This is a genomic window from Cystobacter fuscus DSM 2262, assembly GCF_000335475.2.
Lineage (GTDB): Bacteria > Myxococcota > Myxococcia > Myxococcales > Myxococcaceae > Cystobacter > Cystobacter fuscus.
In genome coordinates this window covers 121,951-142,766 of record NZ_ANAH02000071.1, presented here as the reverse complement: position 1 = coordinate 142,766, position 20,816 = coordinate 121,951, and the positions used below count along the sequence as shown (strand labels likewise).

The window sequence follows — 20,816 nt, the reverse complement described above, 5'->3', positions numbered from 1 at the left end:
ATGGCAGAGACAGTACACCTCTTTCTGAAGGCCAATGGCGCGGACATCAAGGGAGAGAGCACCCAGAAGAGCCTCGGGCGCGACGGCTCCATCGAGTGCGTCTATTACGAGCAGGAGGTCATCACGGCGCGTGAGCGCGGCTCGGGCATCGCGTCCGGCCGGCGCCAGTACTCGCCGCTGCTCATCCGCAAGCGCATCGACAAGAGCTCGCCCCTGCTCATGAAGGCGCTGGTGGAGAACGCCGTCATCGAGGGGACGATGAAGTTCTTCCGCCCCAACCCCACGGGTGACGGCACGACGGAGCAGTTCTACACCGTCGTCATCAAGCAGGGCCGCATCAACCACATCAAGCAGTACGTGCCCAGCACCATCGTCCCCGCCACCTCCTTCGAGCCGCCCCTCGAGGAGCTGTCGTTCGTGTTCCACACCATCTCGTGGACGTACACGAACGGTGGCGTGCAGCACGAGGACACCTGGTCGGATCAGCGCTAGCCAGGCGTTCCCCCGAGGTTCCACCCCATGTCTACCCGCGGGCTCCTGTCCCGGCTCGAGAAGGGCCACCTGCATCCGTCTTCCCACAAGGAGACACCTCTCGAGTCCATCACCCGGCACCTGCGGGTGCTGCTCAACACCCGCCGGGGGGAGTCCGTCTCTTCCCCCGGCTACGGCATCCTGGACTTCAACGATGTCGTCCACTCCTACCCCTCGGCCCTCCAGAAGATCCAGACGTCCATCCGGACGGCCATCCAGGAGTACGAGCCGCGTTTGAAGAACGTCGTGGTCGTGCACGTGCCGGATGTGCACGAGCCCGCGGCGCTGAAGTTCGAAATCACCGCGCAGCTCGCCCTGAAGGGCAGCCGCGAGGTCCTCCGCTTCCGGACGAGGGTCGGTGCCGGCGGCCAGCTCGAGTTGTGGTGAATCCGTGAGGCGGGCGCATGTTCAGCAAGTACTACCTGAGTGAACTCACCTACCTCCGGGAGATGGGACGGGCGTTCGGCCTGGCCAACCCCACCATCGCGGGCCTGCTGGTGGAGCGCGGGGCGGATCCCGACGTCGAGCGGCTGCTCGAGGGCTTCGCCTTCCTCACGGCGCGCATCCGCGAGCGGGTGGAGGACGACATCCCGGAGATGGTGCACGTCCTGACGGACCTGCTGCTGCCCCACTACCTGCGCCCCCTGCCCGCCTCCACCATCATCGAGTTCACCCCGCAGATGCGCGCGCTGCGCGGCCGTGCCCACGTGCCGGCGGGCGCGGAGCTGGCGGCCAACCCCATCGACGGCACCTCGTGTCTCTTCCGGACCACGTCCCCGGTGGACCTGCTGCCCCTGACGCTGGAGGACGCGTCGCTCGACAAGTCGTCCAGCACCGCCCCCGTGCTGCGCCTGTCCTTCCTGGCGCACGAGCAGGGCCGCCTGGAGGTCTTCAAGCCCGGCGGCTTGCGGCTGTTCATCCACTCGGAGCTCGCCACCAGCGCCCTCATCCTGCTGTGGTTGCTGCGCTACTGCCGCGGGGTGGAGGTGCGGCTGGGCTCCGGCCAGAGCGTGTGGCTGCCGCCGCAGGCCATCAAGCCCATCGGGTTCGATCGGAACTTCCGGCTGCTGCCCTGGCCCCGCTCGTCCGAGGGCTACCGGCAGCTCCAGGAGTACTTCACCCTGCCCGAGAAGTTCCTCTTCTTCGAGGTGCACCAGTTGGAGACCGTCGCGGCCGTGGCGGAGGATCGCTTCGAGCTGGCCTTCCACCTGTCGCGTCCGCCCCCGCTGGAGGCACGGATCGGCCAGGACATGTTCCGGCTGCACTGCACGCCCGCCCTCAACCTCTTCTCGGCCTCGGCCCACCCGCTGCGCCACCACACGCTGGATGGCGAGCACCTGCTGCGCGCCTCGGACATGGAGCCGCGGCACTCCGAGGTGTACTCGGTGGATCAGGTGACGGGGTTGCAGCCGGGCCGCAACGAGCGGCGCAACTACCGGCCCTTCTTCGACTTCGCGCACGGCGCGGGCGAGGGTGCCGAGCCCGCCTTCTACCGTCTGCGGCGCGCGGCCTCGCCCATCGATGACGGCATCGACACCTACCTCTCCCTTGAAACGGCCCGGGACGTGGTGCCGTCGATCTCCGAGGAGACCCTGTCCGTCGACTTGACGTGCACCAACCGCTCGCTGCCCACCCGCTTGCAGGTGGGCGACGTGTGCCTCGCCACGTTCACCTCGCCCACCCAGGCGCGCTTCAAGAACATCACCCCCGTCAGCCGCCCCGCCCGGGCTCCGCTCGGCACCGAGCTGCACTGGCGGCTGCTCTCCCACCTCGCCATCAACCAGATGTCGCTCGCGGACGCCGACGTGCTGCGCCGCCTGCTGGAGCTCTACAACTTCCACTCCCTCACGGATGACCTGACGGGCCGTGCCAACCGGCTGCGCATCAACGCCATGCGCAAGGTGGAGGTGCGCGCCTGCACCCGCTTCCTGCAAGGCGTGCCCGTGCGGGGAACCCGCACCCTCCTGGAGATCGACGGAACGAGCTTCATGGGCACCGGCGACGCCTTCCTCTTCGGCTGCATCCTCGACGAGCTGCTCGCGTCGAACGTCACCCTCAACGCCTTCAACGAGCTGGCGCTCCGGCTCCAGCCCTCGCAGATGGAGTATTCGTGGCTCCCGAGGAACGGCACCCAGACGCTCTTGTAGCGGCCTCCGCGGCCCTGGCGCCCCGGGTCAACCGCCTGGGGTTCTTCCCCCTGGTGGCGTTCCTCGAGCGGCTCACCGCGGGGGCCGCCCGGGTGGGCGAGCTGGGGCCCGTGCTCCAGGAGCAGATCCGCTTCCGGCATGACCCCTCCCTGGGTTTCTCCTCGGGGGACGTCAGCGACATGGCGTTGCGCCAGGTGCCCGCCCAGGAAGACGACGTGCTGACCAAGCGGCCCCTCTTCGAGGTCGTCACCTCGTTCCTGGGCCTCACCGGCTCGGTGTCGCCCCTGCCCATGTACGTGGCCGAGGAGGTCGCCCAGGAGGATCCCGACCGCCCCGTGCGGCGCGAGTTCCTGGATCTCTTCCACCACCGGCTGCTCTCACTGCTCTACCGCATCGAGTCGCGCTACCGCGTCACCACGGAGCTGACGTCCAGCTGTGACGACCAGTGGTCCCGGCGCATGCTGGCCCTGGCCGGTTTCGACACCTACGACCGCGGCCGGCCCAGCAAGCTGCCCGCCTGGAAGATGCTGCGCATCGTCCCCATCCTCGCCAGCTACGTGCGCACCGCCGAGAAGCTGGAGATGGCCCTGCAGGACGTGCTCGGGGAGGACCTGGGCGGCGCCCGCGTCACCGTGCACCAGTTCGTGGGCCGGTGGGTGGAGATCGACGCGAGGATGGAACTGGGCCGCGCCAACCACCAGCTCGGACGCAACACACTGCTCGGAGGCCGGGCCTTCGACAGGACGGGCCGGTTCAAGGTCGAGATCGGTCCGCTCCCGCCCCAGACGTGGCGGCGGTTGATGCCCGAGGGGGACCTGTACCCGATGGCGCGCGAGGTGGTGTCGCTCTGCGTGCGAGATCCCCTCGAGTACTCCTTCGAGTTGTTCCTCAGCGAGAGCGTCCAGCACACCTTCCAACTCGCCCAGCGAGAGCCCTCCCGGCTCGGACGGGATACCTGGCTCGGCACGAACCGGCAGAACCGGATCACCGTGCCGGGTTCCACTTGAGTCCAGCCGTCTCCGGAGCCCCTACCATGCGCGTCGAACCCCATGCCCTCGTGAAGCGACTGACTCCCACCGCGACCCAGCTGCTCGAGGGAGCGGTGGGCCGGGCCAACACCAGCCACTGCCACGAAATCGTCGTCGAGCACCTGCTCGCGCAACTGCTGGAGGCCGAGGACTCCGACACGGCGCTGCTGGCCCAGCGCTTCGGGGTGGAGCGACGGCGGCTGCTCCAGGGCGTGGAGCGGGCGCTGCGCGAGCTGCGCACCGGGAGCGCCGCCCGGCCCGTCTTCTCCGAGTCCGTCTTCCAGTGGTTCGAGGATGCCTGGCTGCTCGCGTCCCTGCACCTGGGGGACTCGAGCATCCGCTCCGGGGTGCTCTTCGCCCAGTTCATCCTGCGGCGCAGCCGCTACACCGCCGAGTACTTCCCGGAGCTGGACGCCATTCCCGTCGATGAGCTCAAGCGCTCGCTCGCGGAGGTGCTGCGGCCCTCGGCGGAGACGGTCGAGGTGGCGCCGCCCGAGGGCGGACGGCCCACCTCCACTCCCACGTCCGCGGGCGGAGCCGAGGAAGGCGCCCTGAAGCGCTTCGCCACGTCGTTCACCGCCCGGGTGCGCGAGGGGAAGATCGATCCCGTCTTCGGCCGGCACCGCGAGGTGGGGCAGCTCGTGGACATCCTCTCGCGGCGCCGCAAGAACAACCCCCTGCTGGTGGGCGAGCCGGGCGTGGGCAAGACGGCGCTGGTGGAGGGCCTGGCCTGGGCCATCGTGAAGGGCGAGGTGCCCGACTCGCTGAAGAACGTGGAGGTGCTGGGCCTGGACATCGGGCTCCTGCAGGCGGGCGCGGGGGTGCGGGGCGAGTTCGAGAACCGGCTCAAGGCGGTGATCGCCGAGGTGAAGGCCTCCGCCGTGCCGCTCGTGCTCTTCATCGACGAGGCGCACACCCTCATCGGGGCGGGAGGCGCCGCGGGGGGCAGTGACGCCGCCAACCTGCTCAAGCCCGCGCTCGCCCGGGGCGAGCTGCGCACCATCGCGGCCACCACCTGGTCCGAGTACAAGAAGTACTTCGAGAAGGACGCCGCGCTGGAGCGCCGCTTCCAGCCCGTCAAGGTGGAGGAGCCGGGCGAGGAGGACGCGGTGCTGATGCTCCGGGGCCTGCGCGCCACCTACGAGACGGCCCATGGCGTCATCATCCGGGACGAGGCCATCACCGCGGCGGTGCGCCTGTCCCAGCGCTACATCACCGGGCGGCAGTTGCCGGACAAGGCGGTGGATCTGCTGGACACGGCGGCCGCGCGCGTGCGCATCGCGCAGTCCACCCGGCCCGAGGAGCTGACGGGGCTGGAGGCCCGGATCGCCGGCGTGGAGCGGGAGCGGGACGCGCGGCGCAGGGATCTCGCGGACGGCCACTCGGGAGACGCGGCGGAGCTGGAGGACCTGGAGGCGAAGCTGCGCGCCCTGCACGATCAGGTGGCCACCCTGAAGGGACGCTGGGAGGAGGAGCGCGCCTCGGTGGCCGCGCTCCAGGCGGCGCGCAAGGCCTTGTCGGAGGTACCCGCCGGACAGGAGCCCGGAGCGTTCCGGAGCGCGGTGGACGAGGCAGCGGCGGCGCTGGCCCGGGTCCGGGGCGAGGAGCCGCTGGTGCACGGGGACGTGGACGCGGAGGTGGTGGCCCAGGTGGTGGCGGGGTGGACCGGCATTCCCGTGGGGAAGATGCGCACCGACGCGATGGAGGCCGTGCTCAACCTGGAGCAGCGGCTCGAGGCGCGGGTGCGCGGACAGCCCGCGGCGATCCAGAAGGTGGCCGAGACGCTGCGCGTCGCCCAGGCCGGCATCCGCGATCCGGAAGCCCCCATCGGGGTGCTGCTCTTCGTGGGCCCCAGCGGCGTGGGGAAGACGGAGACAGCGCTCGCGCTGGCCGACAGCCTCTATGGCGGCGAGCGGTTCATGACCACGCTCAACATGTCCGAGTTCCAGGAGAAGCACACCGTCTCCCGGCTCATCGGCTCTCCACCGGGGTACGTGGGGTATGGCGAGGGAGGCCTGCTGACGGAGGCGGTGCGCCAGCGGCCCTACTCCGTCGTCCTCCTGGACGAGTGCGAGAAGGCCGACCTGGAGGTGATGAACCTCTTCTACCAGGTGTTCGACAAGGGGATGCTCACCGACGGCGAGGGCCGCGCGGTCGACTTCCGCAACACCGTGCTCATCCTCACCAGCAACCTGGGCTCGGACGTGGTGATGCGGATGCACGAGCGGGGCGCCACGCCGAGCACGGAGGACGTGGTGGCGGCGATCCGGCCCACGCTCAGCCAGCACTTCAAGCCCGCCCTGCTCGCGCGCATGACGATCGTCCCCTTCTTCCCCGTGGGCCAGGAGGTGATGAAGCAGATCGCCGCCATGAAGCTCACGGTGCTCGCCGACCGGCTGCGCGCCACCCATCGGATTGAAACGACCTTCGCCCCCGAGCTCGTGGACGTGCTGGCCCGCCGGTGCACCGAGTCGGAGACGGGCGCGCGCAACGTGGAACACCTGCTGCGCGGCTCGCTGATGCCCGAGGTCTCCCGGAACCTGTTGCAGTGCCTGGCCGGAGGAAGTGCTCCAGCCCGCCTGCACGTGGGGCTCACCTCCGAGGGCGGCTGGGACACCCACTTCACCGAGACCCGGGCGTGATGCCTTGCGTCGAGAGGCCAGGAACACCATGAAACGACTGACGACCCTTGTGAGCACGGGACTGCTGCTCCTCTTCGGATGCGCGGCCCGGCCCCCTTCCCAAGCCCTCTGCTCCATCGACGTGGCCCGGGAGAAGCGGCCCGTCCTCTCCGCGGAGGAGTGGTTCGACCTGTTGCTCCACGGCTTCGACCGTGAGGCGCGCACCCTGGCGAGGCCCACGCTGGACTGCTCGGGCTCCCCGGTGGTGTGGCAGGAGCCCGTGGCGGACGAGTGCCGGGAAGCCGGCCCCGACGCCGAACTCCTGCCCATGTCCAAGCAGCTCTCGGACGAGGATCTCGTGATGACGACACTCCGGGCGGACCTCCGGTTGGTGTGGGTCATCGCGCGGCGCTACGCCAACGGCGAGGCCCTGGGACCCGTGGGACTGGTGGAGCGCACGGACAAGGGCATCGTCGTGCGCGCGCTCGGCAGCCTCCGCGCCTTTCCCCTCCACTCCCAGCTCCGGCTGGAGCGCAGCGGTGACACGACCCTCCTGGTCGCCGAGGGCGAGCAATGCAGCCTGGACACTCCCACGGTGTGCCGGCGGTTCGCCCGCATCCTCCCCATGCGCAATGGCCGGTTCTTCTCCGAGTCCGTGATGAGCAAGGACGGCAAGTGCCTGGGCCCCGCGTGGTTCCCCTTCGCCCGGGAGCAGTTGCTCAAGCTGCCCAGCGGGATGCACCGCAAGGTGCAGCAGACCGCCACGCTCAAGTACACGCCCGAGGGCATCTCCATCAACGAGGAGGTGGCGATGGACGATCTGAATCCCAAGCTCCCCGCCATGCCGCCCCGCGCGTACCGGCGGGCCCAGTCCGAGCGCAAGCTCCGGGTCGAGGGCAACCGCCTGGTGGCGACGGACGCGTCCATGTGGGTGCGGTTGATGGAGCTGGAGTTGTTGGCGGGCGCCATCCCCATCGAGCCTGCCTCCGTGGCCCAGGCGAAGAGCACGCCGTGAAGAAGCCCCTGCCAGAGGAGATTGGCGTCTCGGTGACGGGCCGGGGAGACGCGGTCACGTACGGGCCGGAGCGCAAGAAGGAGCCGGCTCCGGAGCCCGGCCTGCCGCTGCTCGTCTTCGGTGCCACGGGCCGCACGGGGCGGTGTCTGGTGGAGCAGGCGCTCGCGGCGGGACACCGGGTCACCGCGTTCGCGCGGGACACGCGCGCGCTCCCCCCGGCCCATGCCCGGCTGCGGCACATCCAGGGCCGGGTCGAGGACGCCAGCGCGGTGGAGGATGCCGTGAAGAACCACCACGCCGTGCTCTGCGCGCTGGGCCCCACGGGGCGCAAGGACGCCGAGGCCATCGCCCGCGGGACGGAGAACATCGTCGCGGCGATGCAACGTCATCAGGTGTGGCGCCTCATCTATGTCCCCTTCCACGAGCAGGGAGATGGCTGGGGACCCGCGGCGCTCTTCGACAAGCTCATGGCCCGCTTCCGCCCGAGGACGAACACCAGCGGCTGGCAGCAGCGCGTGGAGGTGATTCGAGAGAGCGCCCTCGAGTGGGTGATCGTCCGGCCCACGCGGCTCACGGATGCCGCGGCGAGCGGACGGCATCAGGTATCCATCGATCAGGGCAAGGTGCCGTTGCGCATCGCGCGGGCCGATCTGGCCGCGTTCATGCTCGAGCAGCTTCGTTCCCCCCGGTACGTCCGGAAATCTCCCGTCATTGGCGGCTGAGTCCCCAGGGAAGGTGTCATGGTCGCACGAGCCTCATTGCTGGGAAGCACCTCGTTGTTCCGCTTCGCCGTCAACGGCTGTCCGGACGAGATGCGGGTCATCCAATTCTCCGGAACCGAGGCGATGTCGAGCCCGTTCGAGTTCCACCTGAAGCTGGCCTGCGAGAATCAATCGCTCGACTTCTCCGACGTGGTGGGCAAGACGGCCCTGCTCACCCTGGTGGGGGAGTCGGAGCCGCGCTTCGTGCATGGCATCATCAGCCGCTTCGAGCAGGTCAACGAGCTGCACCGCCATGCCATCTACCACGCCAGCCTCGTGCCCCAGACGTGGCGCCTCCGGCACCGCCACGACTGCCGCATCTTCCAGGACGAGACCACCCCGGACATCCTCAAGAAGGTCTTCGAGAAAGCGGGCATCTCGAGCGACCACTTCAAGTTCTCCTTGAGCAACACCTACGAGCCCCGCAACTACTGCGTGCAGTACCGCGAGTCGGACTGGGCGTTCGTCAGCCGGCTCATGGAAGAAGATGGCATCTTCTATTACTTCGAGCACCACGCGGACAAACATGTCCTCGTCATGGGAGACAGCGTCTCGGCGAACCAGCCCATCCCGGGCGGCGAGCTGCTGCCCTTCCGCCGGCCGGCCGGCTTCGTCACCGAAGAGGAACACGTCCAGCGGTTCCGCTTCGCCGAGGAGATCCAACCCGGCACGGTGAGCCTGCGCGACTTCAACTTCAAGAAGCCGGACCTGTCCCTGCACGCGGATGGCAAGGCGCAGGAGGACGCGGACCTGGAGGTCTACGACTATCCGGGCGAGTACCAACACCCCGGCGAGGGCAGCTCCGCCAAGGGCAAGCGCCTGGCGAAGCTGCGGCTGGAGGAGTGGCAGGCGGGCCGCAAGGTGGGCCAGGGCGAGAGCGATTGCGAGCGCTTCTGCCCGGGCTCCCTGTTCACGCTGTCGGAGCACTCCCGCGTCGACTACAACGCGCGCTACCTGCTCACCAGCGTGGGCCATTATGGCCACCAGTCCCAGGTGCTCGACGAGGAGTCCGACGGAGGAGACTTCAACTACTCCAACAACTTCACCTGCATCGCGGAGCAGACGCCCTTCCGCCCGCCCCGGACGACACCTCGGCCCCAGGTGCGTGGGGTGCAGACCGCGGTGGTCGTTGGCCCCTCGGGAGAGGAGATCTACACGGACGAGTACGGACGGGTGAAGGTCCAGTTCCACTGGGATCGGCAAGGCCAGCGCAATGAGCGCAGCTCCTGTTGGATCCGCGTGAGCCAGCTCTGGGCGGGCGAGTCCTGGGGCGCGATGTTCATCCCCCGTATCGGGCAGGAGGTCATCGTCGACTTCATCGAGGGCGACCCGGACCGGCCCATCATCACCGGGCGCGTGTACAACGGAGCCAACCCGGTGCCCTACCCGCTACCGGACGAGAAGACCAAGAGCACCATCAAGTCCAACACTTCCCTGGACGGCAACGGCTACAACGAGCTGCGCTTCGAGGACAAGAAGGGCCAGGAGCAGATCTTCATGCATGCCCAGCGCAACATGGACAAGCATGTGAAGAACGACTCCTTCGAGAACATCCTGCATGATCGCCACCAGACCATTGGCAGCCAGCTCAAGGAGGGGAAGGTCGGCGATCAGAACGAGATGATCTACCGGGACAAGAGCCTCAAGATCCACCGGCACCACCAGGAGCACATCGGCGGAGACATGAAGCTGCTGGTGGGCGGCATCGACGGCGAGGGAAACCAGGACATCATCATCGAGGCCCACAAGAAGGAACTCATCCTCAAGAACAGCCATCTGCACGTGAAGGGCAACCTCAACGAGCAGGTGGACGCAACCCAATCGCTCACCGTGGGCAAGGATCTCCAGGTGACGGTGGGACAGAAACACGCACTGGAGGCCGGCCAGGAAATCCACCTCAAGTCCACGAACGTCGTCATCGAGGCCGCGAGTGGATTGACCATCCGGGGGCCGGGAGGGTTCATCACCATCGACGCCAGTGGCATCTCCATCAAGGGCACCATGGTCTACATCAACACCAGCGGGGCGCCCATACCTGGCAGCGGCGCGAAACCCACCGCGCCCACGGATGCCGCTCCAGCGCAGCCCACCCAGCCCACCCTGGCCGACGACGGCACCTGACGCCGAGGGAGAACCCCATGCCTCCAGCCGCGCGCATCAGCGACATGCATGTGTGTCCCAAGGTGGAGCCTGGACCGGTCCCCCATGTCGGAGGGCCCACCTCCTCCGGCGAGTCCACCGTCATCATCGGCGGCATGCCCGCCGCTCGCATAGGTGACAGCCTGGTGTGCTTCGGCGGACCACCCGACTCCATCTCCCAGGGCGAGTCCACGGTCATCATCGGGGGCAAGCCCGCCGCGCGCCTGGGGGATGGCACCTCCCATGGGGGGGTCCTCGTGGCCGGTTGCCCCACGGTCATCATCGGCTCGTCCGCGCAAGCGCAGACCGTCGTGGTGGCCGCTCGGGACGGTACGCCCTTCTGTGAGGAGTGTGAGAAGAGGAAGAGGGAGCAAGAGCAAGCCCAGCGGGACGCGCAGTCCCAGGCCTAAGCTCCTGGAAGTCCATCATCGCGCGAGGAGGGGCCACGAAGTGGCCCTGGAGGGCCGTAAGTTGCAGAAGAACGATGCGCGGAGTGGCCAGGCGGATGTCGTCGATCACACAGGCATGGAAGCCATCCAGATGAAGTCCGTGACGGGAACGTCGCTCAACACGTTCCTCGGCAACCTGCAATCAGCGGTGGAGCAGTTGGGTGGCGCGGGAGAGCCGACAACCTTGATAGCCTGCAACCCAAAGACACCACGCCCGGGGTCGTGCGAATCGTCAACCAGCACGGAACCCACACCTTCTCGCCCGGCGAACTGAAATGACCATGCGCAATCTGTGGGCACAAACCGATAACCCCTTAGCCACCTGGGTCGCGGACCTGACGCCACTGCGCTCCCAGCCCGAGTCGCTGCTGCGGTTCGTCCTCGACGTGCTCGAAGAGGGAGCTCGCTACCAGGTGCTGAAGATCATCGAGGCGCCGCTCCTCGGCTACACCGCGGAACATGGCGGCGAACTCGGACCCCTCTTGTCCAAGCTGTACCAGGAGCATCACGTCGTCGACCTTTTCGGCTTCACGGGAGCCGCGATGGCGCCGGGGCATCCGCAGTCATCCACGGCCCAGGCCACCCTGTCGTGGCACGGCGTCAACGGAAAGGTCGTGGAAGGAGCATGCACCGATCTGGGAGCATTGCTGCTCCGGTTCGAGCCGGCGCCGGACGCCTTTCCACTCGACTGCCTGAGGCATTACCCACCGGTCCGGGTGACGGGCAGGCGCCTCGAATATCCCCCGGGTTCACGCGAGCCGAAGAACGCTCCCCTGGATTGGCCACCCGAGGTGCGCTTCTCCATCCACTCCGACATCTGGTTTCCGTGGATCTTCGGCATGGCGCATCCCGAGTTCGACGACAAGCGGATGTTCGGCAATCGCGAACTCGCGGGCCGCCACACCCCGCGGTTGAACGCGTTCCTCAAGGCCGTGGAAGCCAAGACCCTCGAATTGGGAGGCTCCTGGCAAATCGATTCGGACGAGATTGGCACTGGCATGAGCCCCTGGCTGACCGCGCACGGCATCGATCTGGAGGCCGAGCCACTCGCGCACATGCCCGCGGCGGCGCTCGGCACCGAGTGGGTATGATGGAAGCAAGACGACTGATCATCCAGGTTCTTTGGGGGGCCCTCTCCCCCAACAAGTTCATCGTCCAGCCGGCCCAGGCGCTTCGCGTCGGACGAGGGAAGACCGTGGGGGTTTCGCTCCCCAACGATGCGGGGATGTCCCAGGAGCACTTCGAGCTGTCGTGGGACGGTCAGCACTGCCGGCTTCGCGACCTGGGAAGCGCCACGGGCACCCTGCTGGATGGACAGAAGGCAGCGGCCGCGGAGGTCTTCAACAAGAGCTGGATCCGCGCGGGCTCGACCGACTTCTCGGTGTTCATCGAGGGCTTCACCCCTCCCAAGGAGCCGCCTCCTCCCGAGGCGAGAGATGCCGCACAGCAACACCTTCGGGTCTTGCAGTCGCTCGCCGCGGAGGCGCCGCTGTTCGCCATCCTCGACGCCGCGCGCACGCCCCGGATCCTGGAGTTGCTCCAGGAGTCCGTGGAGGAGTACCAATCCCTCTACGAGGGTCCACAGGGACAAGCACTCGCGGAGGTGGCCCCCTACCTCGTGAGCCTTCCGCCTCGGTCACGGCTGCTGGAGTCCTTGACGCTCGAGGGCTGGATGCAGAACTGGGGCATCTACCTGACCTGTCCCTCACCGTTCCTCGAGCTCAGGCGCCATCTGCGCAAGTTCTTGATGGTCGAGGCCGAGGACAACGACCATCGCCTCTACTTCCGGTTCTATGATCCGCGTGTGTTGAGAGTCTTCCTGCCCACCTGCTCGGCGCGACAACGCGAGGAATTCCTCGGGCCCATCCACACCCTGGCCTTCGAACCCGACGATGAGCCCCATCGGCTCTCCGTCCTGCCCGCGCGAGCCCCCTGACCCGAAAGGCAAATGGCCATGAACTCCATCGAAATCCGCAGTCTGCTGCAGGCAGATCCGGACGTATTCATTCACTACACCGATGAGACAGGGCTTCGGACCATCCTCCAGGAGGGCCTCATCCGTCCCAATCGCAAGGGGCACGTCTACTTCACCCAGGAGCCTTTCAGCCAACCAGACGCGCACATGAACCTCTTCCTGGCACAACCGACGCACGAGGGCCGGGGTTCCCACATCCTCGTGGTACGCCTCGATCCGGGGATCCGGATCATGAAGACGTCCGACCTCTATGAGTTCCGCATCCAGGACACCCTCAAGTTGCACCAGAATGAGGTTCTCTACGCGGGAAAGAACCCCTTCGGACTCTGAGCCTGGAAACCGGGGAATGTAAATTTTACAAGAAAGGTCAAAATCTCCATTTTCCGGGTTTGACGGTTAATTCCTTTTGACCCGAAGCGAGGGTCCGGCATCTCCTTGGTCGAAATGACCCATTCCAGCCTTCGTCCGACCAAGACCCGTTCCAGACGCCATGACAACCCCTCCAGGTGGATCCTGGGTGCCGCGTGCGCGACGCTGTTGCTCACGAGCGCGTGCACCCCGGCGAGCGGCTCGCCCGACGGGCAAGACGGTGCCTCCGAGGTCTCCGCGAGTGCGTTGCGCACCTCGGGCGTGAGTTTCAAGACGGTGCTCGGCAACCGCTACGTGGGTGCCCAGAACAACGGCGGTGGCGCGGTCATCGCGACGGCGACGAGCGCCCAGGCCTGGGAGAAGTTCACCCTCGATGACATCAACGGTGGCTCGCTCGAGAGCGGGGACACGGTCTTCATCATCGCGGGCACCGGGCAGTACTTCCAGGCCGCCAACGGCGGAGGCTCCTCGCTCAACGCCGCCAGCGCGAATGCGCTCGGGTGGGAGACGTTCCGCATCGTCAAGCAGAGTGGAAGCGGAGTGATCGCCAACGGCGACATCGTCGGCCTGCAGACGGTGACGACGGGCCACTGGGTGTCCGCGGAGAATGGCGGCGGCGGCACGGTGTTCGCGTACGGCGGCGCGTTCGGCAGTTGGGAGCAGTTGGCGATCTCCGGCCTGCCCTCGGGCCCGACGACGCCGCCGCCGACGACGACGGGCACGCGCGTCGTGGGCTATCTGCCCAACTGGTACGGCTCCTACGCGAGCTGGGTCGGCCGGGTGGACTTCGCCAAGCTCACGCATGTGAACCTCGCCTTCGCCCTGGGCGATGCGAACGGGCACCTCGAGCTGGCGCCGAGCAGTGATCTCGCGACGTTCGTGAACGCCGCGCATGCCAAGGGCGTGAAGGTGTTCCCCTCGCTCTGTGGTGGCGGTGGAGACGGTCGGATCACGCCCTTCTACCAGCCCGACAAGGTCGATGCCTTCGTGGACCACATCATCGACTTCGTGGTCTCCAACAACATGGACGGCATCGACGTGGACGTGGAAGCGCCGGATCGCATGGGCACCTTGTACGACACGTTCATCGCGAAATTGATCGCCAAGGCGCGTCCGCGCGGTCTTCCCGTGACGGCCGCCGTCGCGCAGTGGATGCAGTACGGCATGTCGGACACCACGCTGCGCTCCTTCGACTTCATCACCGTCATGTCCTACGACAACGCGGGCACCTGGACGGGCGCGGGCGAGCACTCGAGCTATGCGCAGGCCCAGACCGCGCTCACCTTCTATGCGAACAAGGGAGTGTCGAAGGACAAGATCGTGCTCGGCGTGCCCTTCTACGGCTACTGCTGGGGCAACTGTGGCGGCCAGAGCAGCAAGTACGTGCTCTACAAGGACATCCTGGCGAAGTACCCGAACGCCTGGAACGCGGATTGGATCAACGCCGACGGCGCCCAGTACTCGTACAACGGGCTCGCGACCATGCGCGCGAAGACGACCCTGGGCAAGCAGTACGGCGGAATCATGATCTGGGAGCTGGCCGGCGACCAGAGCACCTCGAGCGAGCAGTCCCTGCTTCGCGCCATCCACGGCGCGCTGCAATAGGACGTCCCCCACCCTCCCCGGCTCCCGGATGACGAAGAACTAAGACCTTAGTTGCCAATCGACTAAGGTCTTAGTAGTTTACGGTCTCGGAGGTCGGGACCGTGTCCAAGTCATCGCAGAGCGAAGCTCCCAAGCCGCTCACGCCGGTGGAGCTGGAGTTGATGCAGATCGTCTGGCGCCACGACGAGGTGAGCGTAGCGGACGTGCTCGAGGCGCTGCCGCCGGAGCGGAAGCTGGCCTACACGTCGGTGTCCACCGTGCTGCGCATCCTCGAGCAGAAGGGGGTGCTGCGCAGCCGGAAGGAGGGCCGGGGTCACCTGTACTCGGCGCTCCTGCCGCGCGAGGCCTACGAGCTGCAGAGCGTGCGCCACCTGGTGGAGACGGTGTTCGACGGCACGCCCTCCGCGCTGGTGGAGCGCCTGGTCGAGGCCGTTCCGCTCTCCCCCGAGGAGGTGGAGCAGATCCGCAAGCTGCTCGCCAAGAAGGGCTCCCGGTCATGAGCGCCCTCGCGAGCACGTGGACCACGGGCTATGTGAGCGTGGCACTGCTGCTCCCCTTGGGCTACGCGCTGCTGCGTGCCGCCCTCGCCCTCTTGGGGCGGCTGGGCTTCCCGCTGTCGGCACGGCAGACGTTGTGGGCCGGGCGCGTGACGTTGGCGCTCGCGCTCCTGCTCCCTCCCGCGTGCATGAGCGTGCGCGGGCTGGTGCCCACCGGACCGCTCTTCACCTTCGATCGCTCCGTGGTGCGGCTCACCACGCGACTGCCAGAGCCGGCCTGGAACGCGCCACCGCGCGCCACCGTGCCCCGCCCCACCGAGACGCCCACGTCCTTCCCGGTGGGGCTGGCCGTGGCGCTGCTGCTCGGGACGGCCACGGGGGTGCACTGCGCGCGGGAACTCCGCCAACACCTGCGGCTGCTCCGCCAGCTCGACGCGCTGCCCCGTGTGCGCCAGGTGGGCCGTGTGGCCGTGGTCCTCCTCGATACCGGGGCCACCGCCTTCTCCACCTGGTTCCCACGTCCGGTGCCCCACCCCAGCGCCTGGGTGGCAGTGCCCGCCCATCTCCTGGAGGACCCAGCGGCCCTGCGGATGACGGTCCTGCACGAGTTGCAACACCACCGCCAACGCGACACGGTGCTCGCCTACGTGCGCCTGTTGCTGGACGGGCTCTTCTTCTGGAACCCCGCGGTGCGCGCCTTCGGGCGGTGGCTCGCCACCTGCCAGGAGCTCGCCTGTGACGAGGCGCTCGTGTCTGGAGGCAAGGCCCGTCCGCACGACTACGCGCGCTGCCTGCTCGACGCGGCCCTGCGCGCCTCCGGCTCCCCCCCGCTTCCCGTCAGTGTCACGGGCATGGCCCACCCCACCACCAGGAGGATCGAAATGCTGTTCCAATCCCGTCCGAGCCGGAACCACCGCGCCCTCGGGCTCGTCGCCACCATCGCCCTGACGCTCGTCCCCCTCACCCTGTGGGCGCAGAGCGCCACCCGTGGCCGCGCGGTGACACTCGCCGAGGCCCAGTCGCTCGCGCGCTCCTCGCAGCCCGAAGGCGACCTTCCCGTGGTGATGGATGAGCTGGTGGTGGAGAAACTCAACCACCTGGTGACCACGCCCAAGGGTCGCGCCTTCATGAAGAAGGCCCTGGGGAACCTGGCCACCCACCGCGAGGCGCTCACGCGCACGCTGCGCGCCCGGGGGCTGCCGGAGGGGCTGCTGGCCGTGGCGATGGTGGAGTCGGCGGTGTCCAACATGCCGGAGACGTCGACGAGTCCCTCGCTGGCTCCAGGCATGAGGGGCGCGGGGGTGTGGATGTTCATCCCCTCGACGGCGCGCCAGTATGGACTCCAGGTCGACGCGGAGCGTGACGAGCGGCTCGACGTGGCGCGCGAGACGGAGGCCGCCGCGGCCCTCTTCTCCGATCTGCACGGCCGCTATGGCGACTGGCGCCTGGCGCTCGCGGCCTACAACCAGGGCGACAAGAAGGTGGACGAGGTGCTGAGCGCGACGGGCCTGCGCGATGCCAGCGCGCTCGCCCGCGCCGGCCACCTCAATGACTACGTGAGCACCGTGCAGGCCGGACTCCTCGTCCTGCGCAACCCCCACCTGCTCGACTGAACCTTCGCCGCCGCGCGTCCATCGCCTCCTCGCCGCGCCCAGGTGCTGGCCGTGGAGGCCCTGTTCGTTGAATGCTCGGGCCTCACACGGAGGTGTACCGACATGAAGGCTCAGGATCTCCAGTACACACTGGATTGGATCGCCATCCGGGAACTGGTGGCCGAGTACGGACAGGCCATCGACTTCGGCAAGGACACGGGAGACTGGAGCCGCTGGGTGAACGTCTTCACGCCCCAGGTCACCGCGGACTACAGTCGGCTCTTCGAGGGCGAGCCCGTCACCATGGCGCGGGAGCAGATGGCCCAGGTGGGCGGCAACGCCCTGGCCGCCTTCAGCAGGGTCCAGCACGCCACGGCCAACACCGTGCGGACCCACTTCAAGGGCGACACGGAGGCCCAGGTGATGGCCTATGCGGACGTCGGCCACTTCTTCTCCGTGGGCGGCGTCACCCAGGAGTGGACCGTCGTCATCCGCTATACCCATGATCTGGAGAAGACCGCCGAGGGCTGGAGGATCCGCCGGGTGATGCTGGATCCCATCCACTTCCGCGGCAACCCGCTGGGTCTCGACCTGGTCAAGGGCAAGCGGCTCGTCTGACTCCACGGGAGCCGGCGCTCAGCCGCGCCCCCATTCCGCTCACGTGCCTGTCTTGGTGCCCCGAGCGTCCCCGCCGGAATCCTTCCTCTTCTCCGGCGGCTTCTCCTCCTTGAGTGTCCCCAGGCTCGTGCTCCACCACTCCGGACACAGCAGGAGGAAGAGGCCACCGAACGCCAACATGCCCACCAACGAGACCAGTACGATTTCCATGGGTTCCTCTCAGTCCTTCTCGAATCAATCAAAGGGAATGACTGGGCGGAGCGCGAAAGCACGCCCGACCCCTCAGAGCTTTTCGACAGGCGGAGGGGCAGCGCGGCGCGAATGAGCCAGGCCACTCCTCTCCCGTTCGCCGCGGCGCTCGGGGACTCGAGCCTCTTCTCGCCAGGGCGGAAGGAGGGCCAGGGTCCCGGGGCGCGCGCCCGAAGGGCTCAGATGAGGAGCGAGCGGATGCGGAGGAAGACGGGGGGCCCCTGGGCATGGGGCGCGTCCCAGAGGGCGAGTGACAAGCGGCCGCTGTCCTCGGGAGCCTGGACGGTGAGCCACACCGGCGGTGGAGACTGGGGTACTCCGGGCGGAGAGACGTGACTGGACACATCCACGAGGGCCGGCGCGGGGATGTCCCGGTCCAGCGCGTCGCAGCAGTCCTTGCGCAACGTCGTCTCGTCGCGCGGGGCCGTCTCCACCTTCTTCTCCCCGTGAGGGCAGTTGCAGGCGGAGAGCGTCGCGGCCTGCTTCGGGCAGAAGTGCGCGAGCCCCACGCCGCTGGCGACGGCCTGCCAGCCGAGGAGAAGAGCGAGCGTGAAGAGACGAAGAGCCAGCGACACGGTGCCCTTCCCTATACGTGGGCCGAATACCGGCCGCAACCCGGATGTCCGGCGCTAATACGAGGGGCCTCCATGGCCGCCGGCCTGGTTCAGGGCTCCTCCTGGACGGGTGCCTCCGCCTCGGTCCGCAGCGTGCTGGCCAGCAGCACTTCCTGGGTGCTGAGCACCTTGTCGAGATCCATCAACAACACGAACTTCTTCTCCCCCGCGGGCAGCCCCATCCCCAGCAGGTAGTCCACATGCACCGGCGCGCCGAACGACGGCGGCGGCACCACCTCCGAGGGCTGGAGCTCCAGCGCCTGCCCGATGGCATCCACCAGCAGGCCCAGCACGAGCTGCTCCCCGCCCAGCTTCACCTCCACCACCACGATGCAGCTCCACTTCGTCACCGTGGCCGGCGGCAGACCCAGCTTCACCGCCAGGTCCACCACGGGCACCACGCTGCCTCTCAGGTTGAAGACCCCTCTCACCCACACGGGCGCGCCGGGGATGCGCGTCACCGTGTCGTACTCGATGATCTCCTTCACCTGCAGGATGCCGAGCGCGAACTCCTCCCCGGCCAGGATGAAGCTGAGGTACTGCGTGGAGGTCTCGGGAACCTCTTCGCTCATGGCCGTCTCCTAGAAGCGCTTGTACTCACGGTCCTCGTCCGGGAGTGCCGTGGAGGGCGACTCCCGCGCGGACGGCGCCGCGGACCCGAGCTCCCGCGCCGTGGCCTTCAGCCCATGCGAGATGGACGCCCTCGGTGCCGCGGGGCGCTGCCTCGGCCGTGAGCCGCGCTCCCCTTCGGCCACTCGGAAGAAGGACACCAACTGACTGAGCGCCTCCGCCTGGGAGGAGAGCTCCTCCGCCGTGGACGCCAGCTCCTCCGAGGCCGACGCGTTGCGCTGCGTCACCTGGTCCACGTGCGCCATCGCCTTGCTCATCTGCCCCACGCCGCTGGCCTGCTCCACCGAGGCCGCCACCACCTCCTGCACCAGGTCCGTCGTCTTGCGGATGGAGGGCACCAGCTCCGACAACAGCTCCCCCGAGCGTGTCGCCACCTTCACGCTGCCCGCGGCCAGCCCCGAGATCTCCCGTGCCGCCGTCCGGCTGCGCTCCGCCAGCTTGCGCACCTCCGTGGCCACCACCGCGAAGCCCTTGCCGTGCACTCCCGCCCTCGCCGCCTCGATGGCCGCGTTGAGCGCCAGCAGGTTCGTCTGGTAGGCGATCTCCTCGATGATGGAGATCTTCTCCGCGATGGAGCCCATGGCCACCACCGTCTCCTTCACCGCCTGGCCACTCTCCTCGGCATCCTGGGCCCCCTGCAGGGCCATCTGCGCCATCTGTCGGCTGTGATCCCGGTTCTGGCCAATGCTGGCCGACATCTGCTCCAGGCTGGAGGTGGTCTCCTCCACGCTGCTGGCCTGCTCGCTGGTGCCCTGCGCCAGACTCTGCGAGGAGGAGGACACCTGCGCGGAGGCCGAGGCGAGCGCATCGGAGCCCTCGCGCACCTCACCGATGACCTCGGCCAGCTTGCGCACCATGCGCTGCATGGCCGCCAGCAACCGGCCCGTCTCGTCCTCCGTCGCCACGTCGATGCGCACGGTGAGGTCTCCCTCGGCGATGCGGTTCGCCACCGTCACCGCGCCGAGCAGCGGCCGCGAGATGGCCCGGGCGAGGAAGTAGCAGAGCAGCAGGCCCACGAGCATGGCGCCCCCCAGCGCCCAGAGGATCCACTGCTGCGCCGTCTCATGGGTCCTGTCCGCCGAATCCGAGGCCCGCTGACCCGCCTTCAGATTGATCTCCGCCAGCTGGGACAGCTTGGCGCTGGCGGCGTCGAAGGCCTGCTGGGAACGGCGGCGGAGCAGACCGCGAGCCTCCTGGTTCTTGTTGCCCCTCGAGAGAGCGATGACCTTGTCGTGCTCCTCGAGGTACTCCTTCCAGAGCACCATGAACTCGTCGAACACGCGGCGCTCCTCCTCCAGGGAGATGAGCGCCTCGTACCGGTCGAGGTTGCGATCGAGCCTGTCGAGCTGCTCGCGCATCTGCCGCTCGTAGCCGGACATCTCCTCGGGGTTGAGGGAGAGGACGTGCTGCAGCTCGGCGATGCGGAAGTCCGAGGTATTGGTGTTCGCGTCCGAGACGTGGAGGGTGCTCGGCATCCAGTTGTCGATGACCTCGTCGGACGCATGGCGCATCTGACGCATCTGTTCGAGCGCGAAGAGGCCCATGAAGCCCATCAGGGCAAGCAGGGTGAGGAAGGAGACGAGCAGCTTCGTGGCGATCTTCAGATTCTGGAACCAGATCATGGGAGGCAGCAGCGGAGAGGAAGGTTTCAGGCCGCGGCGACGGGCTGCGCCACCTTCAAGGCCCGCGGGGGGGAATGCGGCCATGTCGAGGAGGGCGGCCACCCGGCCGTCATCTGGCACGAAGGAGCCGGTCGGCCCGGGGAGTCCCTGGCGCAGGGAGTTCCAGGGCTCGAGGACCGGCCGGCGGATGAGCGGCTTCTCCGTCCCTCCGAGCAAGACAGCATGGACGTTCTCCCACCTGGGTGTCATCCACCCATGTCAAGAGCAACATTAAGCCTCGTGTTGACTGGTCGACAACTTCCTGGACTCAGGCACAGGGGCCCCTCCCACGGCAGCCGGAGTCCGAGGCGACCG

21 protein-coding genes are annotated in these 20,816 nt (G+C 67.9%); 17 read left to right on the top strand and 4 right to left on the bottom strand.

All coding sequences use genetic code 11. The features are described from left to right. The 17 genes from tssD to D187_RS45995 all read left to right on the top strand — a co-directional run bounded on the left by tssD (position 1) and on the right by D187_RS45995 (position 17,347). Positions 1–492 carry a type VI secretion system tube protein TssD gene (tssD, locus tag D187_RS46070; RefSeq protein ID WP_002624171.1) on the top strand — a complete coding sequence of 164 codons (492 nt, stop codon included), beginning with the start codon at positions 1–3 and terminating at the stop codon, positions 490–492. Positions 493–519: 27 nt separating this feature from the next. Further along, entirely contained in the window at positions 520–918 is a 399-nt protein-coding gene (gene tssE / locus D187_RS46065; protein ID WP_002624170.1) for a type VI secretion system baseplate subunit TssE, read from the top strand. A gap of 17 nt (positions 919–935) precedes the next feature. Next, a complete protein-coding gene (tssF, locus tag D187_RS46060) occupies positions 936–2,678 on the top strand; it encodes a type VI secretion system baseplate subunit TssF (protein WP_002624169.1) in 1,743 nt (580 codons plus the stop codon). After that, positions 2,642–3,685 (top strand): type VI secretion system baseplate subunit TssG, encoded by a 1,044-nt coding sequence (gene tssG / locus D187_RS46055; protein ID WP_002624168.1) that lies wholly within the window; start codon positions 2,642–2,644, stop codon positions 3,683–3,685. The genes tssF and tssG overlap by 37 nt, the downstream gene beginning before the upstream one ends. Before the next feature lie 26 nt (positions 3,686–3,711). Then, on the top strand, positions 3,712–6,348 hold the full coding sequence (tssH, locus tag D187_RS46050) for a type VI secretion system ATPase TssH (protein WP_002624167.1): 2,637 nt from the start codon (positions 3,712–3,714) through the stop codon (positions 6,346–6,348). 28 nt (positions 6,349–6,376) lie between these two features. After that, positions 6,377–7,342, top strand: a complete 966-nt coding sequence (locus tag D187_RS46045) for a hypothetical protein (RefSeq protein ID WP_155894041.1) — start codon at positions 6,377–6,379, stop codon at positions 7,340–7,342. Beyond that, the gene (locus D187_RS46040) at positions 7,339–8,064 is read left to right on the top strand and encodes an NAD(P)-dependent oxidoreductase (protein WP_002624165.1); all 726 of its coding nucleotides are present in this window, start codon (positions 7,339–7,341) and stop codon (positions 8,062–8,064) included. Before D187_RS46045 ends, D187_RS46040 begins: the two co-directional genes overlap by 4 nt. 18 nt (positions 8,065–8,082) lie before the next feature. Then, on the top strand, positions 8,083–10,224 hold the full coding sequence (locus tag D187_RS46035) for a type VI secretion system Vgr family protein (RefSeq protein ID WP_002624164.1): 2,142 nt from the start codon (positions 8,083–8,085) through the stop codon (positions 10,222–10,224). 17 nt (positions 10,225–10,241) lie between these two features. Then, complete coding sequence (locus D187_RS46030; RefSeq protein ID WP_002624163.1) at positions 10,242–10,652, top strand: PAAR domain-containing protein; 411 nt, start codon at positions 10,242–10,244, stop codon at positions 10,650–10,652. 61 nt (positions 10,653–10,713) lie between these two features. Beyond that, positions 10,714–10,965 carry a hypothetical protein gene (locus D187_RS56140; RefSeq protein WP_155894040.1) on the top strand — a complete coding sequence of 84 codons (252 nt, stop codon included), beginning with the start codon at positions 10,714–10,716 and terminating at the stop codon, positions 10,963–10,965. A 7-nt stretch (positions 10,966–10,972) separates the two neighbouring features. Further along, a complete protein-coding gene (locus D187_RS56615; RefSeq protein ID WP_162159766.1) occupies positions 10,973–11,782 on the top strand; it encodes a hypothetical protein in 810 nt (269 codons plus the stop codon). Next, positions 11,779–12,627, top strand: a complete 849-nt coding sequence (locus D187_RS56610; protein ID WP_002624161.1) for a DUF4123 domain-containing protein — start codon at positions 11,779–11,781, stop codon at positions 12,625–12,627. The genes D187_RS56615 and D187_RS56610 overlap by 4 nt, the downstream gene beginning before the upstream one ends. An 18-nt stretch (positions 12,628–12,645) precedes the next feature. Beyond that, entirely contained in the window at positions 12,646–12,996 is a 351-nt protein-coding gene (locus D187_RS46015) for a hypothetical protein (protein WP_002624160.1), read from the top strand. A gap of 114 nt (positions 12,997–13,110) precedes the next feature. Beyond that, the gene (locus D187_RS46010; protein WP_002624158.1) at positions 13,111–14,640 is read left to right on the top strand and encodes a glycosyl hydrolase family 18 protein; all 1,530 of its coding nucleotides are present in this window, start codon (positions 13,111–13,113) and stop codon (positions 14,638–14,640) included. A 101-nt stretch (positions 14,641–14,741) separates the two neighbouring features. Further along, positions 14,742–15,140, top strand: a complete 399-nt coding sequence (locus D187_RS46005) for a BlaI/MecI/CopY family transcriptional regulator (RefSeq protein WP_002624157.1) — start codon at positions 14,742–14,744, stop codon at positions 15,138–15,140. Next, the gene (locus D187_RS46000; protein ID WP_002624156.1) at positions 15,137–16,750 is read left to right on the top strand and encodes a M56 and MltD domain-containing protein; all 1,614 of its coding nucleotides are present in this window, start codon (positions 15,137–15,139) and stop codon (positions 16,748–16,750) included. The genes D187_RS46005 and D187_RS46000 overlap by 4 nt, the downstream gene beginning before the upstream one ends. Before the next feature lie 102 nt (positions 16,751–16,852). Next, positions 16,853–17,347, top strand: coding sequence for a nuclear transport factor 2 family protein (locus tag D187_RS45995; RefSeq protein ID WP_002624155.1), 495 nt, complete (start codon positions 16,853–16,855; stop codon positions 17,345–17,347). A 39-nt stretch (positions 17,348–17,386) separates the two neighbouring features. On the opposite strand, the gene D187_RS56135 is transcribed toward D187_RS45995, so the two are convergent. The 4 genes from D187_RS56135 to D187_RS45980 form a co-directional block, all read right to left on the bottom strand. After that, positions 17,387–17,557 (bottom strand): hypothetical protein, encoded by a 171-nt coding sequence (locus D187_RS56135; protein ID WP_002624154.1) that lies wholly within the window; start codon positions 17,555–17,557, stop codon positions 17,387–17,389. Between the two features lie 218 nt (positions 17,558–17,775). After that, on the bottom strand, positions 17,776–18,171 hold the full coding sequence (locus tag D187_RS45990) for a hypothetical protein (RefSeq protein WP_002624153.1): 396 nt from the start codon (positions 18,169–18,171) through the stop codon (positions 17,776–17,778). 89 nt (positions 18,172–18,260) lie between these two features. Beyond that, entirely contained in the window at positions 18,261–18,782 is a 522-nt protein-coding gene (locus tag D187_RS45985) for a chemotaxis protein CheW (RefSeq protein WP_002624152.1), read from the bottom strand. Positions 18,783–18,791: 9 nt separating this feature from the next. Then, entirely contained in the window at positions 18,792–20,678 is a 1,887-nt protein-coding gene (locus D187_RS45980; protein WP_051256831.1) for a methyl-accepting chemotaxis protein, read from the bottom strand. Positions 20,679–20,816 lie beyond the last annotated feature (138 nt).